This window comes from Streptococcus sp. Z556 (genome assembly GCF_053010225.1).
In genome coordinates this window covers 220,701-243,945 of sequence record NZ_JBRKNU010000002.1, presented here as the reverse complement: position 1 = coordinate 243,945, position 23,245 = coordinate 220,701, and the positions used below count along the sequence as shown (strand labels likewise).

The window sequence follows — 23,245 nt, the reverse complement described above, 5'->3', positions numbered from 1 at the left end:
CAAAAAATTATTTTAAGTATAGAAGCATCGTCTTAGAGAATCAATAGGAAGTCACGTTTTTTCTTTGAAAACTTTTTCTATATATTTTTCTAAATTTATTAGGAATTCAGTTTGAAACCGTTTAGTTATAAACTCTTGTTTAGCCTTTTTTAGGGAAATGAAAAAAGCTCGATACGAGTAATAGCGACTATGCTAACGTTTTACTAAAATCCTAAATCATGGTATAATAAAGCCGATTAAAACAATTTACAATAAAAGGAGACGCTCAATGACTTACCAAGAAAACTATCAAAAATGGCTTGATTTTGCTGAACTTCCAGACTACCTTCGTCAAGATTTGGAAAACATGGACGAAAAGACAAAGGAAGACGCCTTCTATACCAATCTTGAATTTGGTACTGCTGGTATGCGTGGATTGATTGGAGCTGGTACTAACCGTATCAATATCTATGTTGTCCGTCAAGCAACTGAAGGTTTGGCTCGTTTGATTGAGTCAAAAGGTGGAAATGAAAAAGAACGTGGTGTGGCAATTGCCTACGATAGCCGTCACTTCTCACCAGAATTTGCCTTTGAATCTGCTGCAGTCCTAGCAAAACATGGTATCAAATCTTACGTATTTGAAAGCCTTCGTCCAACTCCAGAACTGTCATTTGCAGTTCGTCACCTCAACTGTTTCGCAGGTATCATGATTACTGCTAGCCACAACCCAGCTCCATTTAATGGTTACAAGGTTTACGGTGAAGACGGTGGACAAATGCCTCCACATGATGCGGACGCTTTGACTACTTATATCCGTGGAATCGAAAATCCATTTGCTGTGGAAGTTGCCGATGTAGAAGCTGAAAAAGCTTCTGGTTTGATTGAAGTCATCGGTGATGCTATTGACACTGAGTACCTCAAAGAAGTTAAAGATGTCAACATCAACCCAGCTTTGATTGAAGAGTTTGGTAAAGACATGAAGATTGTCTATACACCACTTCACGGTACTGGTGAAATGTTGGCTCGTCGTGCTCTTGCCCAAGCAGGATTTGACTCTGTTCAAGTTGTTGAAGCACAAGCAACTGCTGATCCAGACTTCTCAACTGTAAAATCGCCAAACCCAGAAAGCCAAGCAGCCTTCGCCCTTGCTGAAGAACTTGGTCGTCAAGTTGGTGCAGACGTTCTTGTGGCAACTGACCCTGACGCTGACCGTGTTGGTGTTGAAGTTCTTCAAAAAGATGGTAGCTACCTTAACCTTTCAGGTAACCAAATCGGTGCTATCATGGCTAAATACATCTTGGAAGCCCACAAAAATGCTGGTACTCTTCCTGAAAATGCTGCCCTCTGCAAGTCTATCGTATCAACTGACTTGGTAACGAAGATTGCTGAAAGCTACGGCGCAACCATGTTCAACGTCTTAACTGGTTTCAAATTTATCGCTGAAAAGATTCAAGAATTCGAAGAAAAACACAACCACACCTACATGATGGGATTTGAAGAAAGCTTCGGTTACTTGATTAAACCATTCGTACGTGATAAAGACGCTATCCAAGCTGTTCTTGTCGTTGCTGAGCTTGCTGCTTACTACCGTTCACGTGGTTTGACTCTTGCTGACGGTATCGAAGAAATCTACAAAGAGTACGGTTACTATGCTGAAAAGACTATCTCTGTAACTCTTTCAGGTGTAGATGGTGCTGAACAAATCAAAGCTATCATGGCTAAATTCCGTAACAATGCTCCAAAAGAATGGAACACAACAGCTATCACTGTCGTAGAAGACTTCAAGGCTCAAACTGCTACTGCTGCTGACGGTACTGTTACAAACTTGACAACTCCTCCAAGTGATGTATTGAAATACACACTTGCTGATGGTTCATGGATTGCCGTTCGCCCTTCAGGTACAGAACCAAAGATCAAATTCTACATTGCTGTTGTAGGGGAAACAAACGAAGATTCACAAGCTAAGATTGCCAACATCGAAACAGAAATCAATGCCTTTGTAAAATAAGCAAGCTAAAAGATGAGATAAACCAATCTCATCTTTTTTTCGTATCAAATCCGAGCAATTTTAGAAACTTTGTGGCATACTAGTTTTATCAAAAAAAGAGAGGTATTCTTATGAATCAATTTTTAGAAGATATTAAAGACCTTGAAGTGACTACAGTTTCACGCGCCCAAGAAGCACTCGATAAGAAAGAAACAGCAACCTTCTTCATCGGTCGCAAAACTTGCCCTTACTGCCGTAAATTTGCTGGTACATTAGCAGGCGTCGTAGCTGAAACCAAAGCACACATCTACTTCATCAATAGCGAAGAACCTAGCCAACTCAATGCTTTGCAAGATTTCCGTTCACGTTATGGAATCCCAACCGTACCAGGATTTGTTCACATTACAGATGGCCAAATCAATGTCCGTTGCAACTCTTCTATGTCAGCACAAGAAATCAAAGAATTTGCAGGATTGTAAAAAACAACAAAAGAAGGCTCTCGCCTTCTTTTTTAATTATATTCAAAATATCTATTCACCAATTCCTGAATTCTACCTTCTTTGGCAGCTGGAATGGTATCTTCTAAAACAAAGTTCCTTCTACTGATATCTTGAGAGAGATTTCCAAAGATAAAATTAGTCGAAATGTTATAGATAATCTCTGAAGGCGCAAATCCATAAACTTGATTTTCTAGGATATGTTTTAAGCGTTCTTCAGGATTTGGAAAAGCTTCTTTCAAGCCATTGCTGTTATATAGCCGCTTAACAAGCTCTGCAATATAGAGACCTGACTTCATGTACAAATCAATGAATGTCTTAGACGGATCATCAAAGATTCCTGGATTTTCTTTTTCAAGGTCATCCACCATTCTCTTCACTACCCGTTTAGGAGTGAAAATTTGATTGGTTTTCTGTGGTGGAATATAGTCGAAAATATCTTCTTTTTGATCTTTAAAATAATCTGCCAACTCCTCTTTCTTGCGAAGAAATTCTTGGATGGCTTCATCAAATGTTGCTCGATCAAAGAGATGTCCTGCAAAATCCTGCCCACCATCTCTCAAATAACGAAATTGTTCAATCGTAATACCAGTCACTTCAAAGAAGACATGCTCAGGAACAAAGGTGTCAAAATTATCAAGTGTTAGAGATTGATCACCGTAGGCCATGATGAAACTTGGAATTGTTCGTGCAAATCCTCGAAGATGGTCCCGAATCTCATCTTGGGCTGATTGTTTCAACTGTTCCACCCGTTTTATCTCAACCTGTTCAATAAACTTCTCGGGCATTTTTTCCACTTCTTTTTTAAGTGTTTGTTCTAGTTTTTCTTTATGAATGAGATTATTTTCTTCTAAACGTTTTTCAAGAACTTCTTGAATCTTATCTTTTTGTTCTTTATCATTTTCTTCCTTGAGCTGTTGTTGCAACTCTTCCTTGATATGAGCTTCAGAAATTTTACGTTCTATCTCATTTTTTCGAACTTCGTTCTCAAATGTTGCTACAATTTGTTTCTTGATCTGGTCTGTTTCCCGAGTTTTCAGATCATATCCAACCTTCAATTCCTCTACAATTACTGAAGAAACGGTCTTACTCAAGTCATTGACCAGCTGTTTTTGAGTTCTTTCCTCATCTTTTGTGACTAACTCAGCAACAGACTCACCAAGCCCATAAACTTTTTCACCAAAAAGTCGCGTTTGTTGATTGACCACGATTTCATGGTCAACCACTGCATTGCCCTCATCATCCACTGTAACACCTGAAAAGTCTAGTAGATCCGATGATGTTTGTAACTTGCCTTCCTTTTCAACTGGTAGTTCATTTAAGATGTCTAGAACGGTTTGACTGGCTTGGAAAATGCCGCTGATATTATCAAATAAGAGATTAGACATAAACCCACGTTTGAGGACTTCCCTAGCTTTTATTTGACGCGGTATAGTCAGAACTGCCTTAGCATCAATTTCAACCATCTTACCTGCACGGTCTTCTGCTATGACAGGGAAGAAATTTAAGAGTTCTCTGATGTTCTCTTCACGAGTTGCGGAAGTTCCACCACCTCCTGCAGTCGCAAGTGATAAGTTGTTCGCAAACTCATCAAAGAGAATCAGGGTTCTTTCTGGCGCAAAGTCAAATACATAGGCTCTTTCTTTGCGGAAGTGATTTCCTTTGTTATCGCTCCATGAGTAAGGGTTTTGTGCACGGAAGGCAGCTTGCATATAAATGGCAGGTGATTTCAAGTTTGATAACATCAATACGCCTGTCCATTCAGGGATCGTCACACCTGTCGTCAATTGACCGACGGATAGGGTAATGGTTTTGTCATTCTCTGCTATCGCTTTTCTAACCAAGTCTAGGGATTTGAGTTTAACCTTATCATCTTCCTCGGACATACGCCCGTCACCAGCAGCTAACACAATCTCATAGTTTTCATAGATGGGATGTTCCTCTAGCAGTGCTTTTAAGGCTTTTGCTGAGGCTACACGTTCTAAGAGCCAAAAAGTATGCTTGAGTTCGTTCCGAAGCTCTTTGGTTGAAAATGGATATTTCTCATTGCTTGATAGAGTATCTAACCAATTTCTGACATCTTGCTCATGGATAAATTTCCCTTTATCATCTGTAGCGAAAAATTCACTCAAGTCAAAAGCATAGTCGATGTTCTCTCCATCGAGTTGAGCACCTTTTTCTAACTCCTCACCAATCATCTGAGACATTTGATAGGTAAAGAGATTTAACTGAGGCAAGCTCTCATATGGATTTTCCTCTTCTTGATCAGGTGACCAAGTTGTTTTAGCTGCCTGCTCATCAGCGTAAGACCAGTTGTAGATCTGCTCCTCGGTAAATTCTCCCTTAGCTAATGCCTTAAATGGAGTTCCTGATAGATGCAAGGTAAAGTTTCGACGGATCTTATTAAAAGCCTGATCTGTCTTAAAGGTAGCAACTCCTTCGTGAGCCTCATCGATAACCAACAAGTCCCAATGTAGATCAGTGACCCATTTAAGTTTATTGTGCTCTCCACCAAGATAAGCAGAGCCTTTCAAGTCTTGGAGACTGATAAAAGCAAGTTGTCTTACATCGTCATCTAAAATACCAACAAATTCTTTACGTGACAAGGTTGGGCGATTTTTAAGACTGTCTGATTCTGAAACAAACTTATAAGTCGTTTGACCTGCTATGAATTTTTCAAAATCATCATACCATGAGTTAGCTATTGCAGGTCTGTTGGTTACGATTAGGACATTGACAGCATCCATTCGACGAGCTAGGTCATAGGTAGATAAGGTTTTACCAAAACGTGGCTTGGCATTCCAGAGGAACTTACCTCCTAGATGATTCTTGAAATAAGCTAAAGTTTTAGAAACTGCCTCTTCTTGCTCTTGTCGCAGAGTATAGTCCTGTCCTTGACCAGGCTGATAACCTGACAAATCATGCTGAACAAACTTATCAAAAAGATTTTTAGATTTCTCAGGTGTCCCATTAAAGTAAAACCATTCCGTCTTAGGGCGACGTTCCACATCATGGAAAGAAAGGAAATGGTGGAAATCATGGTCCTTAAAAGTCTTTCCCTTATCAGGTTCTTCCGTATAGGCTGCATCACCAGTCCATAAGACATCTGTATCTATATGAGCAGTATGCGTTTGTTCTTTAATCCGTTGTGTGACATCACGCTCTGTATAACCAATCTTAATCCAGCCCTCATTGCTAGTTACCGTAGGAGTGGTGTAAGCATAGATTTTAGGATGAATCTCTTTAGAAGTTTTAATTTCTACCATCAATCCATCTCCTTCACATGTATTTTAATAAAAGCTATATGCTCTGGAGAAAGACCATATTTTTGATAGAGTCGGTGGTCAATATCAGCCACTGATTGTGTCCAATCAATGTCCGAATTGACTGAAAAGTCTTGGAGAGGGACATTTTGCCAAGTATCTTTATTATTATCCTGAGTAATCTTAAGAGTCCCTAACAATGTTCTACAAAATGTTGTTTTAATATATTTTAGACAGTTTTCAGCTTCAACTTCTAAATCAAAATTACCAAAAGAAATAAAAGATTGTGTATAACCCACGAGTGGGGTACCCACGAGTGGGGTACCCACGAGTGGGGTCGATAGGACTTCGCCAATCGCCCCACTCCCATTGGACTTAGGTAACAATACTTTATATTTATTCAAATTTTCATGTTTCTCAATATATTTTTTATTTATATATTTATACTGACGTTTATTTTTAATGAGACCTAATACCTTAATATCATCATCTGATTGTGTTATGTCTGTAAATAATGGAAGTTGTTCAAAAATTGATGTAGTTAGGCGTTTCTCTTTTCCATCACTACCAATAACAGAGCGTAACTCTGGATAATCGCTATAAACAGCATCTAAATTAAATTTATTTTGTAAATGAATAATTGGAGCAATTGGTTTAAACATTTTATGATTAATAACTAACTGTAAAATTTCATTCAATTCAGTAAAAGGTGTATACGTTTTTATTGCTCCAAAAACTCTATCATTATCATGGTAACTAATAGTCACTCCACCTTTAATATCCGTACCAGGAAAAACTTTCGAAGAATCTTGGACATAATACATGACTTTAAAATGTTCATTCAACAGCATTTTTTCATTCCATGATTTTGGTGTTTTACCAGCCTTAAATAAAAACCTAGCAGGTGTTATCAATACTGATTTTCTACTAATTTTATATGATTCATCCATAAAATGATGATATATTGGTTTATCACTTGTTCCTTGTAATTCTTCCTGATAAGGCGGATTTCCTATCACGACATCAAATTTCATTTCACTTTCCTCACTAGATAGGCACTCAAAACCTATCATTTTATTCTTTTTCCAGTCCTTGATTTGGGTTTTAGATTCTTCTACTTCTTGAACTTCCAGCTCATCTGAAAACAAGCTTAGCTGTTGAGATTGCTCTTGTTTAGCTGAGTAAGGACTGATTTTATTCAATCCATCCATTTGAAAGACATTGTAGGAGATAATAGTCGCAATTTCTTTCTTTTGCTCTAAGGTCGGTTGATTTCCAGTCTTTGCAAGATAGTAGTCCTCAAATGTTGCTAAAAGATTTTCACGCGCCAAAATCAGTGAATCTCCTTGGTACTCATAACCATACGAAGCTCGATAAGCTTTTTTTACGAGTTCATAGAAGATTGCTTCATCCGAAACCTCACGACTAATGCGCTGCAATTTTCTATCAACAAAACCAACTCGCTCAGATAATGGAATTTCCTCACCAGTCACTGTATCATAGCGAGTAACCATATAAGGTGCTTCACCACAGGTGATTTCTAGCCAGAGCACTTGGATATAATCTTCAAGATCCAGAGCTTCAAGTTCAGCTTCCACGTAGCCATTTTGCTTTTCAACCAACCAAGTTGGCGTAAAGACTTCGGCTCTAATCTTGGTTCGGTCTTTTTGCTCATACTTAGACTTTTCTGATCGGGGTTGAATCAAGTTTGCATAGGTTCCCGTCACCCTACTTGGAGTAATGCGGTCACTTGGAGCAAATCCCTTTCCCAACAATTCATAAGAATGAGTCGCCCAAACAATATTTTTCTTGGTCGTTCGATCTTTTAAAAGAATTTTTAATAAGTCAGCAGACTCCATAGCCAACTTTTCTTCACTAATATCTATCGTCATAAGGCAACCTTTCTCGTACTATAAACCTTATTATATCATATTTTAAATGGTGTTTGGAGTAGAAAATAATAGCTAAACATAAGAAAAGAAGGCACTCGCCTTCTTTTTATATATCTGTCAATGGTGTTGCGGTATCTGGTGAAGTGTCGTAAACCTTAAAGTCAACTCCGACTCCCAGATCGGCTTGGGCTAGCTGATTGACCATGGTCATATGAGCCAGCTCCTTGATATTGTTCTCTTTGGACAAGTGGCCAAGGTAGATTTTCTTGGTTCGATTTCCCATGGCACGAATCATGGCCTCAGCTCCGTCTTCGTTAGAGAGGTGGCCAAGATCAGATAGGATACGCTGTTTGAGTCGCCAAGCATAAGATCCAGCTCGTAAGATTTCTACATCGTGGTTGGACTCGATGAGATAACCGTCAGCATTCTCAACAATTCCTGCCATACGATCACTAACATAACCTGTGTCAGTCAACATGACAAAACTCTTATCATCCTTCATAAAACGATAAAACTGGGGTGCTGCGGCATCATGACTAACCCCAAAACTCTCAATATCGATATCGCCAAAAGTTTTGGTTTTTCCCATTTCAAAAATGTGCTTCTGCGATGAATCCACCTTACCGAGGTACTTGCTATTTTCCATAGCCTGCCAAGTTTTCTCATTGGCGTAAAGGTCCATACCATATTTGCGAGCCAAGACACCGACCCCATGAATATGGTCTGAATGCTCATGTGTAATCAAAATTGCATCCAAATCTTCAGGTTTGCGATTGATTTCACTCAAGAGACTTGTGATTTTCTTACCTGACAAGCCTGCATCCACTAATATTTTCTTTTTTGGGGTTTCCAGATAAAAGGAATTTCCACTGGAACCTGATGCTAAAATACTGTATTTAAAGCCTATTTCACTCATTCTAGTCTTCTATTTCGTCCTCCCATATTTCTTCTTTTACGGCATCCTTATCATAAGGGAGCACGATGGTAAAGGTTGATCCCTTACCGTATTCACTTTTGGCCCAAATAAAGCCGTTGTGTTGTTTGATGATTTCTTTGGCGATGGCTAGACCTAACCCAGTTCCACCTTGTGCACGACTTCTTGCACGATCCACACGATAAAAGCGGTCGAAAATCTTCGGTAAATCTTGTTTGGGAATACCTAGGCCTTGGTCTTTGATGGATAAAATCATCTGGTCGTCAGTTGTTTTCATGCTGACAGTAATTTTCCCACCATCTGGTGAGTACTTAATGGCATTGTTAAGAATATTATCAATCACCTGGGTCATCTTATCAGTATCAATCTCGATCCAAACTGAATTGATTGAGTAATCTCGAACCAGCTCATATTTTTTCTCTTGATCCTGACCTCTCATCTTGTCAAAACGGTTAAGGATAAAGGTGATGAAGGCTGTAAAGTTAATCAACTCCACATCCAACTGAGTAGTCGCATTATCAATACGAGAGAGATGCAAGAGATCTGTCACCATCCGCATCATGCGGTTAGTTTCATCAAGCGAAACCTTGATAAAATCAGGGGCTACAGGATCATACAAGGCTCCCTCGTCCAAGGCTTCAAGATAAGATTTAACACTGGTCAAAGGAGTTCTCAGCTCATGACTCACGTTTGAAACGAAGAGTCTCCGCTCGCGTTCTTCCTTCTCCTGCTCGGTCGTATCATGTAAAACAGCAACCAAACCAGAGATGAATCCAGACTCACGGCGAACCAGAGCGAAACGTACACGAAGACTCAGGTATTCACCATTCACATCTTGGGAATCAATCATCAACTCAGGAATCTGTGTAATCAGGTCACGCAGTTCATACTCATCCTCTATCTTAAGCAATTCTAAAATGCTTTTGTTAAGGACATCCTCTTTCTGCACACCTAATTGTTTCTTGGCCATGTCGTTAATCATGGTAATCTGACCACGGCGATTGGTCGCAAGCACTCCATCTGTCATGTAAGAAAGAATACTATGCAGTCTTTTACTCTCTTGTTCCAGATTTTCTTGGGTCAAACGAATAACTTCTGACAAATCGTTCAGATTATTGGTGATATTGGTGATTTCTGTACTTCCTTGCAAGTCCAAAACTTGAGAATAATCACCTGCAATCAAGTCCTTAACCTTTTGATTTATCTCCTTCAGACGGATATTATCCCGACGATTTTCCAGTAACAGCAAGGTCACCACCAGGATAAAGCCCAGTAAAATCAAGATAAAGATAAAATCGCTGGTCAGAATAGTTTGTCTAATATCTTCAATCATTATTTCTCATATAGTATCCAACACCACGACGTGTGAGAATGTACTCTGGACGACTTGGAGTATCTTCGATTTTCTCACGCAAGCGTCTGATGGTCACGTCCACTGTACGAACATCACCAAAATAATCATAACCCCATACAGTCTCAAGCAAGTGTTCACGCGTAATCACTTGACCAATATGAGATGCCAAGTGATACAAGAGTTCAAACTCACGGTGGGTCAAATCTAATTCCTCACCATATTTCTTAGCCACGTAAGCATCTGGAACGATTTCCAAATCACCAATTTGTAAGGGCTGCGTCTTCTTCTCATCAGACTCTTGGCTATCCACAGAAACTAGGTCGGTACGACGAAGCAGAGCCTTGACACGAGCCTGCAACTCACGGTTTGAGAAAGGTTTTGTAACATAATCGTCTGCACCTAACTCTAAACCAATAACCTTGTCAAACTCGCTATCCTTAGCTGATAGCATAATGATAGGAACACTACTGGTCTTGCGAATGGCTTTGGCTACTTCTAAACCATCAATTTCAGGTAACATCAAGTCGAGGATAATAATATCTGGTTGCTCTGCTTCAAATAGCTCGATTGCCTCACGACCGTTGAAGGCTGTTACAACTTCGTAGCCTTCTTTGGTCATATTGAACTTAATAATATCTGAGATTGGTTTCTCATCATCTACAATTAATATTTTTTTCATTAGATCACCTTTTTCTTTTTCTATTATAACAAAAAATTGTAAAGAAGACACAAATGGCTAATCTCAGTCCCCATCTCCAAGAACTACTTTATAAGCCTGCCAAATTTTTTGTTGAGGTTTCGCAAGTGGATAATCAGAAAACTCCTGAGGAGAAACCCAGCGAATTTCTCTGTCGGAGAACTGTTTTAATCCTGTCACCTGACCTGCTAGGATTTGAATATGCCATTTTCGATGACTAAACACATGCTTGACCTGGTCAAATACTTGCTGGGACCAATTCACTTCTAAATCATAATCCTGCTCAAAATTTTCTTGAGGGCTTGGTCCAAATGCTCTGCTTTCCTCTTTGACTTGTGAAAAGAGATCTAGTTGATTATCATCGCTAGAGAAATCGTCAACTTCAATCATTGGGAAGTGCCAAAAACCGGCTAACAGTTTCTCACTTTCATTTTTCTCAAGTAGATATTGCCCACGGTCATTGCACACAACCAAAGCCTTAAGATAGATTGGAAGAGGCTTTTTCTTGGGTTCTTTGATCGGATATCGATCCATGGTTCCATTCTGATAGGCTGCGCTAAATTCCTTAACAGGACTTTCTTCTGGTCGAGGATTAACTGGAGACTCAATATCAGACCCCAAGTCCATCAAAGCTTGATTAAAATCCCCTGGCCGTTTCGGGTCAATCAAGATTTCCATCATAGCTTGGAAAATCTTGCGATTGCTGGGAACTCCGATATCATAATTTACCTCAAACAAGCGAGATAAAACTCGCATGACATTGCCATCAACTGCTGGCTCTGGTAGATTAAAAGCGATACTGGAAATAGCTCCCGCAGTATAGGGGCCAATCCCTTTCAGGCCAGAAATTCCTTCATAGGTATTTGGGAATTGACCACCAAAGTCAGATATAATCTGCTGAGCCGCAGCCTGCATATTGCGTACGCGGGAATAATAGCCCAACCCCTCCCAAGCTTTCAGTAAACGTTCCTCAGGCGCATTTGCCAAACTTTCAACAGTTGGAAACCAGTCTAAAAATCGTTCATAGTAGGGAATAACCGTATCTACCCTAGTCTGCTGAAGCATGATTTCAGAAACCCAGATGTGATAAGGATTTTTACTTCTCCTCCAAGGCAAATCTCGCTTGTTTTCATCGTACCAGTTGAGGAGTTTCTCACGGAAAGAGGAAATCTTCTCCTCTGGCCACATGTCAACACCGTATTCTTTCAAATCTAACATATATCTAGTATAACATAGAAGCTTCTAACTGTCCTTTTCTTAGCGCTAAAAAGCCTCTTCCTAAAGGAAAGAGGCCTATTTCTTATTGATGAACCGCTTGGGCAGCAGTGATAAGGGTCAACTTGTAAACATCATCAGAATTACATCCACGAGAAAGGTCGTTTACTGGCTTGTTCAAACCTTGCAAAACAGGTCCGACAGCCGCAAAACCACCGAGACGTTCTGCCATCTTGTAACCAATATTTCCAGCTTCGATACCTGGGAAGATAAAGACATTTGCTTGACCAGCAACATTGCTATCTGGTGCTTTAAGGGCAGCCGTTTCAGGAACAAAGGCCGCATCAAATTGCAACTCACCATCAATCTCAAGGTCAGGACGCAAGTCATGAGCAATTTTAGTAGCTTCCACTACCTTATCAACACTTTCACCAAATCCTGAACCTTTAGTAGAATAGCTCAGCATGGCAATTTTAGGTTCGATGCCAAACATTTTAGCTGTAATAGCTGAGTTGATAGCAATCTCTGCCAAAGCTTCTGCATCTGGATTGATGTTAATGGCACAATCCCCAAATAGGTAGCGTTCTGTTCCACGAACCATGAGAAAGGCACCTGAAGTGCGGGATACATTTGGACGAGTTTTGATGATTTGAAGGGCTGGGCGAACTGTTGAGGCAGTTGAGTGAATCGCACCAGATACCATACCGTCAACCAAGCCCAAGTAGACTAGCATCACACCAAAGTAGTTGACATCTTCAACCAAAACTTTGCGCGCTTCTTCTTCAGTCATTTTGCCCTTACGACGCTCTACTAAAGCAGCAACCATTTCTTCAAATCGAGGATAGTGTTGAGGGTCAATGACTTCATAGCCGTCCATAACCCCTTCGATTTCAAGATATATTTTGATTTTTTCTGGGTTCCCAAGCAAAACAGGAACAACTTCAGTTTCTTTTACCAAGCGTTTGGTTGCCTGAAGAATACGAGGTTCTTCCCCTTCAGGGAGAACAATACGAGCATTTTTGCCAACTAGGTTGGCTTTGAGATTTTCAAAAACTTCCATGAGTTTTCTCCTTTAAGAAATTAAATTATACTCAAAATAGATTTTAAAGAGTATTAGTTGATAACTGAGTAATAAGATTGCTGAAATCATCCGGCAAGGAGCTTTCTAGTTGCAACTCTTGCTCTAGAAAGGGATGATAAAATGATAAGAAATGGCAATGCAAGGCCTGTCGTTGAATCCCATCGTCTAGGCTACCTCCATAAAGATCGTCTCCCAACAAGGGAAAACCGATATGAGAAAAATGCACTCTAATCTGATGGGTTCGCCCAGTATGCAATCGAATATCGATCAGGTGAATATCTCCATAAGACGCTACAACTTTGTAAGAGGTATGGGCGTATTTTCCACCCTTGGCAACCCTTCTCGTGATAATGGAGTCCACATCACGCGCAATCGGAGCAATAATCTCCCCTTCTGGTTCCAAATCCCCATTGCCCTTAACCAAGGCAAAGTAACGTTTTTCGATAGACTTTCGTTGCAGTTGCTTGTCTAATCGTGCATGAGCATAACCGTGCTTGGCAAAGAGCATCAAACCAGATGTATCCCGATCCAGTCTGGTCACGATATGAACCTGCTGGTTTTCGTATTCCTGCTTAACATAGTAGCCTTTGATAAAATTCGCAATGGTATTGGAATGATTGACACTAGGAATGGAGGCAACTCCATAAGGTTTATTCAAAACCAAAAAGTGGTCATCCTCATACAAGATATCTAAAGGACGGTCAATGGCTTCAAGGGTTTCAAAGCCTTCCTCTGCTGGAATATCTATGGTAACCCTATCTCCAATATCTAAGAGATAAGTCGCATTCTGAGGTCGATCATTGACTAGGATAGCCCCACCTCGAAACTTTATCTTAGCCAACAGTCCTTTAGAAACCTCGTGTTTCTTCAGAAAGGTTTTGACCTTGACATGTTCATCTGCGATAAATTCGAACCTCATTCGTCCACCTCGCCGATAAAGGCATCTTTGACACGATTCCAGAAACTAGTGTGACTTGGTGTTGCTACAAAGTGAATCTTGTGATGGTCGATTTGGTACTCAATCCGTTCTATATTTCGGAAAGAATAGGTACTATTGTCAACAGATAGCGTGTGATAGTCATTACGAGTTGGTAAAAGCTCAATTTTGTCTTTCTTCGGAACAATAATTGACGAACCTAGAGTCCGATAAACTCGATTATTGAGACTTGCAATTTCAGTCAGTTGCAAGGCTTCAATGGTCGGATGCAAGACAGCTCCACCCAAGGACTTGTTGTAGGCAGTACTTCCCGTTGGCGTTGAAACAGTCACTCCATCTCCACGAAATCTCTCAAACGGAACATGGTTAATGATGATATCCGCGACCATGGTGCGATCTGATCGACGGATGCTCGCTTCATTTAGAGCACGGAAGGTTTTTACATCACCGTTTTCAAGTGTCACTTTGACATTCAGGACTGGATAAGAAACCTTGGCTCCAGAATCCAGTTGGAGATTGGTAACCAACTGGTCCAACTCAAAGTCACGGTAATCCGTGTAAAATCCCAAGTGTCCTGTATGTACACCTACAAATCGAACCTTGTCTAACTGGTTCTCGTACTTGTGAAAAGCAGACAAAAGCATCCCATCTCCACCAATCGAAATAACGATATCCGGATTTGTGTCATTAATTATAAAATGCTGTTTTTTGAGTTTTTCCCTCAGTTTATGTAAAACTTTCTGACTCTGCGGCTTTCTATTAGCTATGAGGTCAACTCGCTTACCTGTATTCTTCATCTGTATCGTCACTATTTCCTACACCGTCGTTTAGTTTTCTACTCAAAGGATCAAAGAGTGCCTGAGCTTCCTGAATGTCATCTCGAATCTTGCCCATTTCTTCATCTAGCTGATGAGCTATTTTGGCAGTGATTTCCAGTCTTTCTTTTATTTCCTCTGGAAAGTCCCCCTGGTACTTATAATTGAGCGAATGCTCAATGGTAGCCCAAAAGTTCATAGCCAAAGTCCGTATTTGAATCTCGGCGAGAATGGTCTTAGCCCCATTTATCGTATCTACAGTATATTCGACAACAACATGATAAGAACGATAACCCGACGCCTTACGATGGTTGATATAATCTCGTTCCTGAACGACTCTCATATCGTGACGTTTACGTAGAATTGCAACAACTTCTTCCACGTCATCAACAAACTGAACCATGACACGTAGCCCTGCGATATCTTGCAAGTCATTTTCCAGAGTTGCATAAGTAATTCCTCGACGAGCCATTTTTTCTTTGATACTTTCAATCGGTTTTACCCGACCAGTTACAAACTCAATCGGAGAATGCTTGTTTTGCTTACGGTACTGTTTGCGAATCCCACGAAGTTTAATCTTCAATTCACCAACAGCTTGAATGTAAGGATCTAAAAATTCTTCCCATTCTATGGTCATATTTTCTCCCTTTTAGTATGAGATTGTGCTGTTAAAAATTTTTGATTTTTTCACTACAATCTTATACAATAAATACATTGTACATTATACCATAAATCCGCTTTCAAAGATAAAGAAAAGGTTAGAAAAATGAAACAATTAGAAATTGAACTGAAAACACTACTGAAAAAAGATGACTACAATCATTTAAAAAAACAGTTTGCCCATATAGCTCCTGTTCACCAAAAAAACTACTACATTGACACGCCTGATTTCCAGTTGCGCGAAAAAAAGGTTGCCATGCGCATTCGCGCCCTTTCAGATTGCGCTGAATTAACCTTGAAAGTTCCTCAAACTATTGGAAATATGGAATACAATCAAAAAATGACTCTTTCAGAAGCTGAATATTATTTAGAAAAACAGATCCTACCTCAAGGGATTGTTCTGGAGAAACTTACTGAGATTGGTATTGAAAGCCATAACTGGCTTATTCTAGGTTGTCTTGAAACGATTCGTTACGAAATGGAAAACGATATCGGTTTGATGGCCTTAGATCAAAGCCATTACTTTGGTCAAACCGACTACGAACTGGAACTTGAAGTCAGAGATTTTGAACAAGGAAAAGTCGATTTTCAGCAATTTTTAGATGAAAATCACATAACTTACCAGAAGGCTCCATCAAAATTAATTCGATTCATTAAAAACATGAAAAAAAGCTGAAATAATCTCCTTTTTTTGGTAAAATAGAAAAGATAAAAATAATAGAATCTTCATTAAGAAAAGAAACTTTTCCAAAGAAGATTCACAAAGTTTACAGAGGACGGTCTATAATGTCAGATAGAAACAACATGAAACTTTTCACCCTAAACTCTAACCCAGAAATCGCTCAAAAGATTGCTGATACTGTTGGTGTCCCTCTTGGAAAATTATCTTCACGTCAATTTTCTGATGGTGAAATCCAAGTCAATATCGAAGAGAGTGTTCGGGGGTATGACGTCTATATCATTCAATCAACAAGCTACCCAGTTAGCAACCACTTGATGGAATTATTGATTATGGTTGATGCCTGTGTTCGCGCCAGTGCTCATAGTATCAACGTCGTACTTCCTTACTTTGGCTATGCGCGTCAGGATCGCATCGCTTCTTCCCGTGAACCACTGACAGCTAAATTGGTTTCAAATATGTTAGTAAAAGCTGGGGTTGATCGTGTTCTAACTCTCGATCTCCATGCTGTACAGGTACAAGGTTTCTTCGACATTCCTGTGGACAATCTTTATACAATTCCTCTATTTGCTAAACACTACTGTGACAAAGGTCTTCTTGGTTCTGATGTCGTTGTGGTTAGTCCAAAAAACTCTGGTGTTAAACGTGCTCGTAGCTTAGCTGAATACTTGGATGCTCCAATCGCTATCATTGACTATGCTCAAGATGACTCAGAACGAAGTGAGGGCTATATCATTGGGGATGTTGAAGGTAAGAAAGCCATCCTGATTGACGATATCCTAAATACTGGTCGTACTTTCTCTGAAGCAGCAAAAATCGTTGAACGCGAAGGGGCAACTGAAATCTATGCGGTCTCTAGTCACGGCCTCTTTGTAGAAGGTGCTGCTGAACTTCTAGACGCAACTAACATTAAAGAAATCCTTGTAACGGACTCTGTAGCAACAAAAGAAAGAACTCCTAAAAATGTATGTTACATTACTGCTAGCGAATTGCTCGGTGATGCTATCATCCGTATTCATGAAAGAAAACCAGTCAGCCCACTCTTTGCCTACAACAAAAAGAAATAAGGTGATTCTTTGATTTATTTGGACAATGCTGCAACTACACCTATGTCAGCTGTAGCTATCGCAGAAATGACCAAGGTTATGCAAGAAACCCATGGTAATCCTTCAAGTATTCACAGTCATGGTCGTCATGCTGGTAAACTGCTCCGTGAAGCTCGTCAGGACTTGGCTCACTTACTTGAAACCAAACCTCAACATATCTTTTTCACGTCTGGTGGTACAGAAAGTAACAATACAGCCATTATCGGCTATTGTCTCCGTCATCAGGAACGTGGCAAACATATCATCACTACAGCTATTGAACACCATTCTGTACTTGAAACCGTTGATTATCTGGTTCAACATTTTGGCTTTGAAGCGACAATTATCCAACCAGTAAATCAAGAAATCACTGCCCAACAGATTCAAGAAGCCTTACGTGACGATACCATCCTCGTTTCTACCATGTATGCTAATAATGAAACTGGGAGTCTCTTGCCTATTGCTGAGATTGGACATATTTTAAAAGACCATCCTGTTGCTTATCATGTAGATGCTGTACAAGCCATCGGGAAAATTCCTATCCATCCTGAGGAATTAGGAATTGATTTCCTCAGTGCGTCTGCCCATAAATTCCATGGACCAAAAGGAGTTGGTTTCCTCTACGCTTCATCTATGGACTTTGATTCCTACCTTCACGGTGGGGACCAAGAGCAAAAAAAACGGGCTGGAACAGAAAACCTTGCAGCCATTGTAGGCATGGTTGCTGCTCTCAAAGAAGATCTGGTTTATCAAGTTGATCATTACCAAAAACTAAGCACACTTAAAGCTACTTTTTTAGAAGAGATTGCCGATTTAGACTACTATCTCAATGAAAGTCACAACCAACTGCCTTATGTTTTTAATATCGGTTTTCCTGGTCAGAAAAATGATTTGCTTTTACTTCGCTTAGACCTTGAGGGAATTTCAATTTCAACTGGTTCCGCTTGTACTGCTGGTATTGTGCAAACCAGTCATGTACTCGAAGCTTTCTATGGACCCGATTCGCCTCGTTTAAAAGAATCTGTCCGTATCAGTCTCTCTCCTCTCAACACTGAGGAAGAACTGAAACAACTCGCACAAACCTTAAAAAATATTATTGGAGATTAAACTAATGGCATTCGAAAAAACCATTAAACTACAAAACTGTCGCTACAACTATACACTTAGTCCAACTGTTAAAAAGTTCACACTCAAAGACAATACTTTCTTTGAAACAAAAGTAGGAAACTACGAACTGACTCGTCTACTTGAGAAAGTACCTAATAGTGGTGAAGGTTTCAAACTAAAAATCATCATCAATAAAGACCTTACAGGTGTAAAACTCAACATTACTGACAAATCCGGTCTTCGTTTGGTAGATATCTTTAAATCAGATGATCACCATATCCACCAAGAAAAATTCTACTTCCTCATGGATAGTCTTGTGGAACGTGGGATTTTCACTAAAGAGGAAAGATAAGACCTCATGTATCGTCTCACCTACTTAGATAGTTACCAAATTGAGCGCATGCTTGAATATACCGACTACGATGAACTCATGTTATCCTTATCAGGATGTGTGACTCTACCAGATACATTTCTGGTTACCTCATTAACCCTTAACGGTAAAGTGATCTACCAAGGTTTAGTCGGAGATCTCTATCGATTTCTATCACAAGTTCATTTTTTAGATAAAAACTAAGAATTTTCTTAGTTTTTTCTTATTTTTGTTGATTTTTTCACAATGTTTCTATAAAATAGAAGAATAGAAAGGTTGTGATTTTGTGAAAGAAAAACAGTCTGCTATTCCAAAAGCAACAGCAAAAAGACTCTCACTTTACTATCGAATTTTCAAGAGATTTCATGCAGAAAAAATCGAACGTGCCAATTCTAAACAAATTGCAGAGGCTATCGGCATCGATTCTGCGACTGTCCGTCGTGATTTTTCCTACTTTGGTGAACTAGGAAGACGTGGATTTGGTTATGATGTTAAAAAACTCATGACATTTTTTGCTGACCTCCTAAATGATAACTCCATCACCAATGTTATGTTGGTTGGGATTGGTAATATGGGGCATGCCCTTCTCCACTACCGCTTCCACGAGCGCAACAAAATGAAGATTATCATGGCCTTTGACCTGGATGACCATCCTGAAGTCGGTACTGAGACTGCTGACGGGATTCCCATCTATGGTATATCTCAAATCAAGGAAAAGATTAAGGACGCAGACGTTAAAACTGCTATCCTAACTGTTCCAAGTGTCAAATCCCAAGAAGTAGCCAACCTCTTGGTAGATGCTGGTGTAAAAGGCATTCTCAGTTTTTCTCCTGTCCACCTGCACCTTCCAAAAGATGTGGTTGTTCAGTACGTCGATTTGACAAGTGAACTCCAAACCCTCCTCTATTTTATGCGGAAAGAGGATTAGAAAGCGAAAGCATTTATGAATAAACCAGTTATTGGGATTACAGGAAATGAAAAAGCTCATCCAGACGATGACATCATGATGAGCTATGCTGCAAAAGGCTTTGTTGAAGGAGTCAAGGACGCTGGCGGAATTCCCATTATCCTTCCGATTGGTGACCAAGAAATGGCTAGCCACTATATAGGAATGATTGATAAACTCATCCTAACTGGAGGGCAAAATGTCGATCCAAAATTCTATGGTGAGCCAAAAATAATTGACAGCGATGACTACCATTTACAAAGGGATATCTTTGAACTAGCTCTTATCAAAGAAGCTATCCAGCAGAAAAAACCGATTTTTTCTGTTTGTCGTGGGACCCAGCTTTTTAATGTTGCCATGGGAGGCACACTTCACCAAGATATCGAAGACCACTGGCAGGATTGTTCAGCCGAATACACTACCCAGCGACTTCTTACCGAACCAGATACTGTTCTCAGAGAAATTTACGGAGAAATCTCTCATATTAACTCCTTCCACCATCAGAGTATCAAGGATTTGGCTCCAAATTTAAAGGTTGTGGCCTATGATCCCAAGGATAGGATTATCGAGGCAATCGTAACAACAGATGACATCCCATTTCTCGGCGTCCAATGGCATCCAGAATTTCTATTTGAAAATCGCCCCAAGGATAAAACACTATTTGACTATGTTGTAAATGAACTTTAAATCAAATCCGTCTTTTCACGGTAACTAAAATAATCAGAGTGCGAGACAATCAGATGGTCCAAGAACACAATTCCCATCAGTTCGCAGGCTTCCTTGACTAGTTTAGTGACATGGTTGTCGTTTCGACTAGGAGATACAGCACCAGATGGATGATTGTGAACGAGAATCACTGAGGTAGCCATATGCTTCAATGCATAGTGAAGGATTTCCCTCGGTTCAGCAATGCTACGTGTCGCGGATCCAATAAAGATGGTCTGCTGATGAATGATTTGATTTTGAGTATTGAGATAGAGCGCCACTAGGTGCTCTTGTTTTTTGTCGCCAAGTTCCTGTTGCATTTTCTTGGCTAGCTTTTGACTACTGAGAATACTTTCCATCTCAAGGGTTTCATGTTTGTGAATCCGATGTCCCAGTTCAATCACCGCTTGTAGTTCAATGGCTTTTATTCGCCCTATACCAGACAGACTCTGCAATTCCTGCAGGGTCATTTTTTTCAGATCGGTTAGACTGGTCAAACTATTCAAGACTTTCTGAGCGATTTCAAAAACATTGGCCTGACGCGTTCCCGTTCTGAGCAGAATAGCTAGTAATTCTTGATTGCTCAGAGCCTCTACTCCCTCTTTAACTAGTCTTTCTCTAGGCAAGAGTGAATCTTCTTGGAATGAAATACTGTACATAAAAATCCTCCTCACTTTATTATTCGTGAGAAGGATGGAAAATTAGATTTTTTTCTCAATTGGGGCTACACTTGCTAAGAGTTTTTTCAGCCCTACTTCTGGGAAATTGATTTTCAATTCCTGAGTAGCGCCACTACCCGACACTTCAAGGACTGTTCCTTCACCCCACTTCTTGTGAAGTGCAATATCTCCAATAGACCAGTTGGTATCGCTTGAATCTTTTTTATTTCCGGATGTAAACTGTCCAAACGGAAGACCACTTGACTGGATAGAGCTTGGTGCAGCATTGCGTTTCCGTTCTTGAAGGGCCTGAGCTAAGCTCATACCTTGACCGAAAGCAATCCCACCACTGCTATAAGAGGCTTTAAAGCTAGTATTCGCTGGACGGGCCAAACCTTGATACTCGAGCAAGTCCGAACTGATTTCATTGATGAAACGTGTTGGACGGTTATAATTTGTACGACCGAAAAGCAAGCGAGAGTTGGCATTGGTCAGATAGAGGATCTTTTCTGCTCGTGTGATACCGACATAGGCCAAACGGCGTTCTTCTTCCAGTTCATCTGGATCTTCAGCTGCACGGCTAAGGGGAAAGACATTCTCCTCCATCCCGATAATAAAGACAACTGGGAACTCAAGTCCCTTAGCTGCATGGAGGGTCATCAAGGTCACTTCTGATGTCTCCTGACTGCCTGTATCCGTATCTGCAATCAAAGCCAAGTCATTCAAGAAACGACTGAGTCTATCTAAACCTGTTTCCTCTTCTTGACTATCAGGATTGTCGTCAAAATTCTTGGTAACAGATAGGAACTCTTCGATATTTTCAACCCTTGCCTTGCTTTCTAAGGTCGCTTGGGCATTGAGAATATCGATATAACCAGTTTTTTCTAGAACAGCCTCAACCAGCTCGGTGATAGTTAATTGATCCAGTTTTTCTCGCAAATCCAAGATCATATTGGCAAAGTCCCAAATTGACTGGGCTGCTTTTCCTTTGATGCCAGACAACATGATATTGGCTGAAGCATCCAGCATAGACATGTCTTGCATATTGGCAAAGTCACGAATTTTCTCAACGGTTCCTGGGCCAATTCCGCGTTTAGGCTCGTTGATAATGCGCTCAAAACTGATATTATCACTCAAATTGGCAATGAGGTTAAGATAAGCTATAATGTCACGGATTTCTTTACGGCTGTAGAACTTGGTTCCGCCGACCATAGTATAAGGAATATTGGACTTTAGGAGGGCCTCCTCAATAGTACGAGACTGGGCGTTAGTTCGATAGAGAACTGCAAAGTCTTTGTGGAGGAAGTTTTGACTACGACTAAGTTCGTCGATGGTTTTGGCTACAAAAACAGCCTCATCCTGTTCGTCATTTGCACGATAGTAAATAATCTGTTCCCCATCAGCATTCTGGGTCCAGAGATTCTTAGGACGACGATTTTTATTGTTTTTGATGACGTCGTTAGCAGCTTGGAGAATGGTTTTGGTTGAACGGTAATTTTCCTCTAACAAAACGACCTTGGCGTTAGGGTAATCTTTCTCAAAATCCAAGATATTCTGCATATCAGCCCCACGCCAACCGTAAATAGACTGGTCAGCATCACCGACTACGCAGATATTTTTAAAGCGTGAAGCCAAGAGTTTGACCAGTTGGTACTGGGCATGGTTGGTATCTTGGTACTCATCAACATGAATGTACTGGAACTTCTGCTGATAGTAGGTCAAGACATCAGGATTCTGATCAAAGAGACGCAAAGTCAACATAATTAAATCATCAAAGTCAACGGATTCAGACTGACGAAGCTCTTTCTGATAGGCTGTATAACACTGGGCCACGATTTGTGTGTACATATCGCCAGCTTGGGCAGCATAAGCCACATCATCAATCAGGTCATTCTTAGCATTGGAAATGGTTCCCAAAATAGTCCGTTCATTCCATTTTTTAGGATCCAAGTTCAACTGCTTGAGAATGCGTTTCATGAGAGTTCGCTGTTCTCCTGGATCTACAATGGTGAAGTTCCGATTGTAGCCAATATGATCCGCATCACGACGCAAAATACGAACACACATGGAGTGAAAGGTCGCAATTAGGCAGTCCTGTGTTGCTGGATTGAGGCCATAGGCGCGCTCCTTCATCTCACGCGCCGCCTTATTGGTAAAGGTAATGGCCAAGATATTCCAAGGATTGACCATCTTTTCATCAATCAAGTAGGCGATTTTGTGAGTTAAAACACGAGTCTTCCCAGAACCAGCACCAGCCATGATCAACAAGGGCCCTTCTGTCGTTTGCACCGCCTCAGCTTGACGGTCATTCATTCCATTCAATAATGCGTTCATTTTCTCTTCCTTACTCTTGAAGTCAATGTTTCTATTATATCAGAAATTA

The 23,245-nt window shown here is 40.2% G+C and carries 21 protein-coding genes; 9 read left to right on the top strand and 12 right to left on the bottom strand.

Annotation, left to right across the window (positions count from 1 at the left end):
* Positions 1-268: 268 nt before the first annotated feature.
* Both ACVC7S_RS03585 and ACVC7S_RS03580 read left to right on the top strand, forming a co-directional pair.
* Positions 269-1,987, top strand: coding sequence for a phospho-sugar mutase (locus ACVC7S_RS03585; RefSeq protein WP_447266209.1), 1,719 nt, complete (start codon positions 269-271; stop codon positions 1,985-1,987).
* Between the two features lie 110 nt (positions 1,988-2,097).
* Positions 2,098-2,445 (top strand): thioredoxin, encoded by a 348-nt coding sequence (locus tag ACVC7S_RS03580; protein WP_447266208.1) that lies wholly within the window; start codon positions 2,098-2,100, stop codon positions 2,443-2,445.
* Positions 2,446-2,477: 32 nt separating this feature from the next.
* Here ACVC7S_RS03580 and ACVC7S_RS03575 read toward each other — a convergent pair whose 3' ends face one another.
* From ACVC7S_RS03575 to ACVC7S_RS03530, 10 genes are all read right to left on the bottom strand, one after another.
* Positions 2,478-5,732: a DEAD/DEAH box helicase family protein gene (locus ACVC7S_RS03575; protein ID WP_447266207.1), complete on the bottom strand. Its 3,255-nt coding sequence runs from the start codon at positions 5,730-5,732 to the stop codon at positions 2,478-2,480.
* Positions 5,729-7,618: an Eco57I restriction-modification methylase domain-containing protein gene (locus ACVC7S_RS03570; protein WP_447266206.1), complete on the bottom strand. Its 1,890-nt coding sequence runs from the start codon at positions 7,616-7,618 to the stop codon at positions 5,729-5,731. The genes ACVC7S_RS03575 and ACVC7S_RS03570 overlap by 4 nt, the downstream gene beginning before the upstream one ends.
* Positions 7,619-7,724: 106 nt before the next feature.
* Entirely contained in the window at positions 7,725-8,534 is an 810-nt protein-coding gene (locus ACVC7S_RS03565) for an MBL fold metallo-hydrolase (RefSeq protein WP_001289488.1), read from the bottom strand.
* 1 nt (position 8,535) lies between these two features.
* Positions 8,536-9,885 carry a cell wall metabolism sensor histidine kinase VicK gene (vicK, locus tag ACVC7S_RS03560; protein WP_447266205.1) on the bottom strand — a complete coding sequence of 450 codons (1,350 nt, stop codon included), beginning with the start codon at positions 9,883-9,885 and terminating at the stop codon, positions 8,536-8,538.
* Entirely contained in the window at positions 9,878-10,585 is a 708-nt protein-coding gene (yycF, locus tag ACVC7S_RS03555) for a response regulator YycF (RefSeq protein ID WP_220106883.1), read from the bottom strand. The genes vicK and yycF overlap by 8 nt, the downstream gene beginning before the upstream one ends.
* A gap of 63 nt (positions 10,586-10,648) precedes the next feature.
* Positions 10,649-11,821, bottom strand: coding sequence for an A/G-specific adenine glycosylase (gene mutY / locus ACVC7S_RS03550; RefSeq protein ID WP_447266204.1), 1,173 nt, complete (start codon positions 11,819-11,821; stop codon positions 10,649-10,651).
* An 82-nt stretch (positions 11,822-11,903) separates the two neighbouring features.
* Positions 11,904-12,878: a phosphate acetyltransferase gene (pta, locus tag ACVC7S_RS03545; protein WP_447266203.1), complete on the bottom strand. Its 975-nt coding sequence runs from the start codon at positions 12,876-12,878 to the stop codon at positions 11,904-11,906.
* Positions 12,879-12,921: 43 nt separating this feature from the next.
* Entirely contained in the window at positions 12,922-13,818 is an 897-nt protein-coding gene (locus tag ACVC7S_RS03540; RefSeq protein ID WP_447266202.1) for an RluA family pseudouridine synthase, read from the bottom strand.
* Positions 13,815-14,633: an NAD kinase gene (locus ACVC7S_RS03535; protein WP_061407136.1), complete on the bottom strand. Its 819-nt coding sequence runs from the start codon at positions 14,631-14,633 to the stop codon at positions 13,815-13,817. The genes ACVC7S_RS03540 and ACVC7S_RS03535 overlap by 4 nt, the downstream gene beginning before the upstream one ends.
* Complete coding sequence (locus tag ACVC7S_RS03530; RefSeq protein ID WP_000151560.1) at positions 14,617-15,288, bottom strand: GTP pyrophosphokinase; 672 nt, start codon at positions 15,286-15,288, stop codon at positions 14,617-14,619. The genes ACVC7S_RS03535 and ACVC7S_RS03530 overlap by 17 nt, the downstream gene beginning before the upstream one ends.
* A 129-nt stretch (positions 15,289-15,417) precedes the next feature.
* Between ACVC7S_RS03530 and ACVC7S_RS03525 the strand changes: the two genes are divergently transcribed.
* The 7 genes from ACVC7S_RS03525 to ACVC7S_RS03495 all read left to right on the top strand — a co-directional run bounded on the left by ACVC7S_RS03525 (position 15,418) and on the right by ACVC7S_RS03495 (position 20,185).
* Positions 15,418-15,987 carry a CYTH domain-containing protein gene (locus ACVC7S_RS03525; RefSeq protein WP_447266201.1) on the top strand — a complete coding sequence of 190 codons (570 nt, stop codon included), beginning with the start codon at positions 15,418-15,420 and terminating at the stop codon, positions 15,985-15,987.
* Between the two features lie 110 nt (positions 15,988-16,097).
* Complete coding sequence (locus ACVC7S_RS03520; RefSeq protein WP_001283848.1) at positions 16,098-17,057, top strand: ribose-phosphate diphosphokinase; 960 nt, start codon at positions 16,098-16,100, stop codon at positions 17,055-17,057.
* A 9-nt stretch (positions 17,058-17,066) separates the two neighbouring features.
* Positions 17,067-18,182 (top strand): cysteine desulfurase family protein, encoded by a 1,116-nt coding sequence (locus tag ACVC7S_RS03515; RefSeq protein WP_447266200.1) that lies wholly within the window; start codon positions 17,067-17,069, stop codon positions 18,180-18,182.
* A gap of 4 nt (positions 18,183-18,186) precedes the next feature.
* Positions 18,187-18,534, top strand: coding sequence for a DUF1831 domain-containing protein (locus ACVC7S_RS03510; RefSeq protein WP_096407060.1), 348 nt, complete (start codon positions 18,187-18,189; stop codon positions 18,532-18,534).
* 6 nt (positions 18,535-18,540) lie between these two features.
* Positions 18,541-18,756 carry a DUF4649 family protein gene (locus ACVC7S_RS03505; protein WP_447266199.1) on the top strand — a complete coding sequence of 72 codons (216 nt, stop codon included), beginning with the start codon at positions 18,541-18,543 and terminating at the stop codon, positions 18,754-18,756.
* 82 nt (positions 18,757-18,838) lie between these two features.
* A complete protein-coding gene (locus ACVC7S_RS03500) occupies positions 18,839-19,480 on the top strand; it encodes a redox-sensing transcriptional repressor Rex (RefSeq protein WP_000660646.1) in 642 nt (213 codons plus the stop codon).
* A gap of 15 nt (positions 19,481-19,495) precedes the next feature.
* Positions 19,496-20,185 (top strand): gamma-glutamyl-gamma-aminobutyrate hydrolase family protein, encoded by a 690-nt coding sequence (locus ACVC7S_RS03495; protein ID WP_447266198.1) that lies wholly within the window; start codon positions 19,496-19,498, stop codon positions 20,183-20,185.
* Here ACVC7S_RS03495 and radC read toward each other — a convergent pair.
* Entirely contained in the window at positions 20,182-20,862 is a 681-nt protein-coding gene (gene radC, locus ACVC7S_RS03490) for a RadC family protein (protein WP_070838528.1), read from the bottom strand. The genes ACVC7S_RS03495 and radC overlap by 4 nt on opposite strands.
* A 42-nt stretch (positions 20,863-20,904) precedes the next feature.
* A complete protein-coding gene (pcrA, locus tag ACVC7S_RS03485; protein ID WP_447266197.1) occupies positions 20,905-23,196 on the bottom strand; it encodes a DNA helicase PcrA in 2,292 nt (763 codons plus the stop codon).
* Positions 23,197-23,245: the final 49 nt, after the last annotated feature.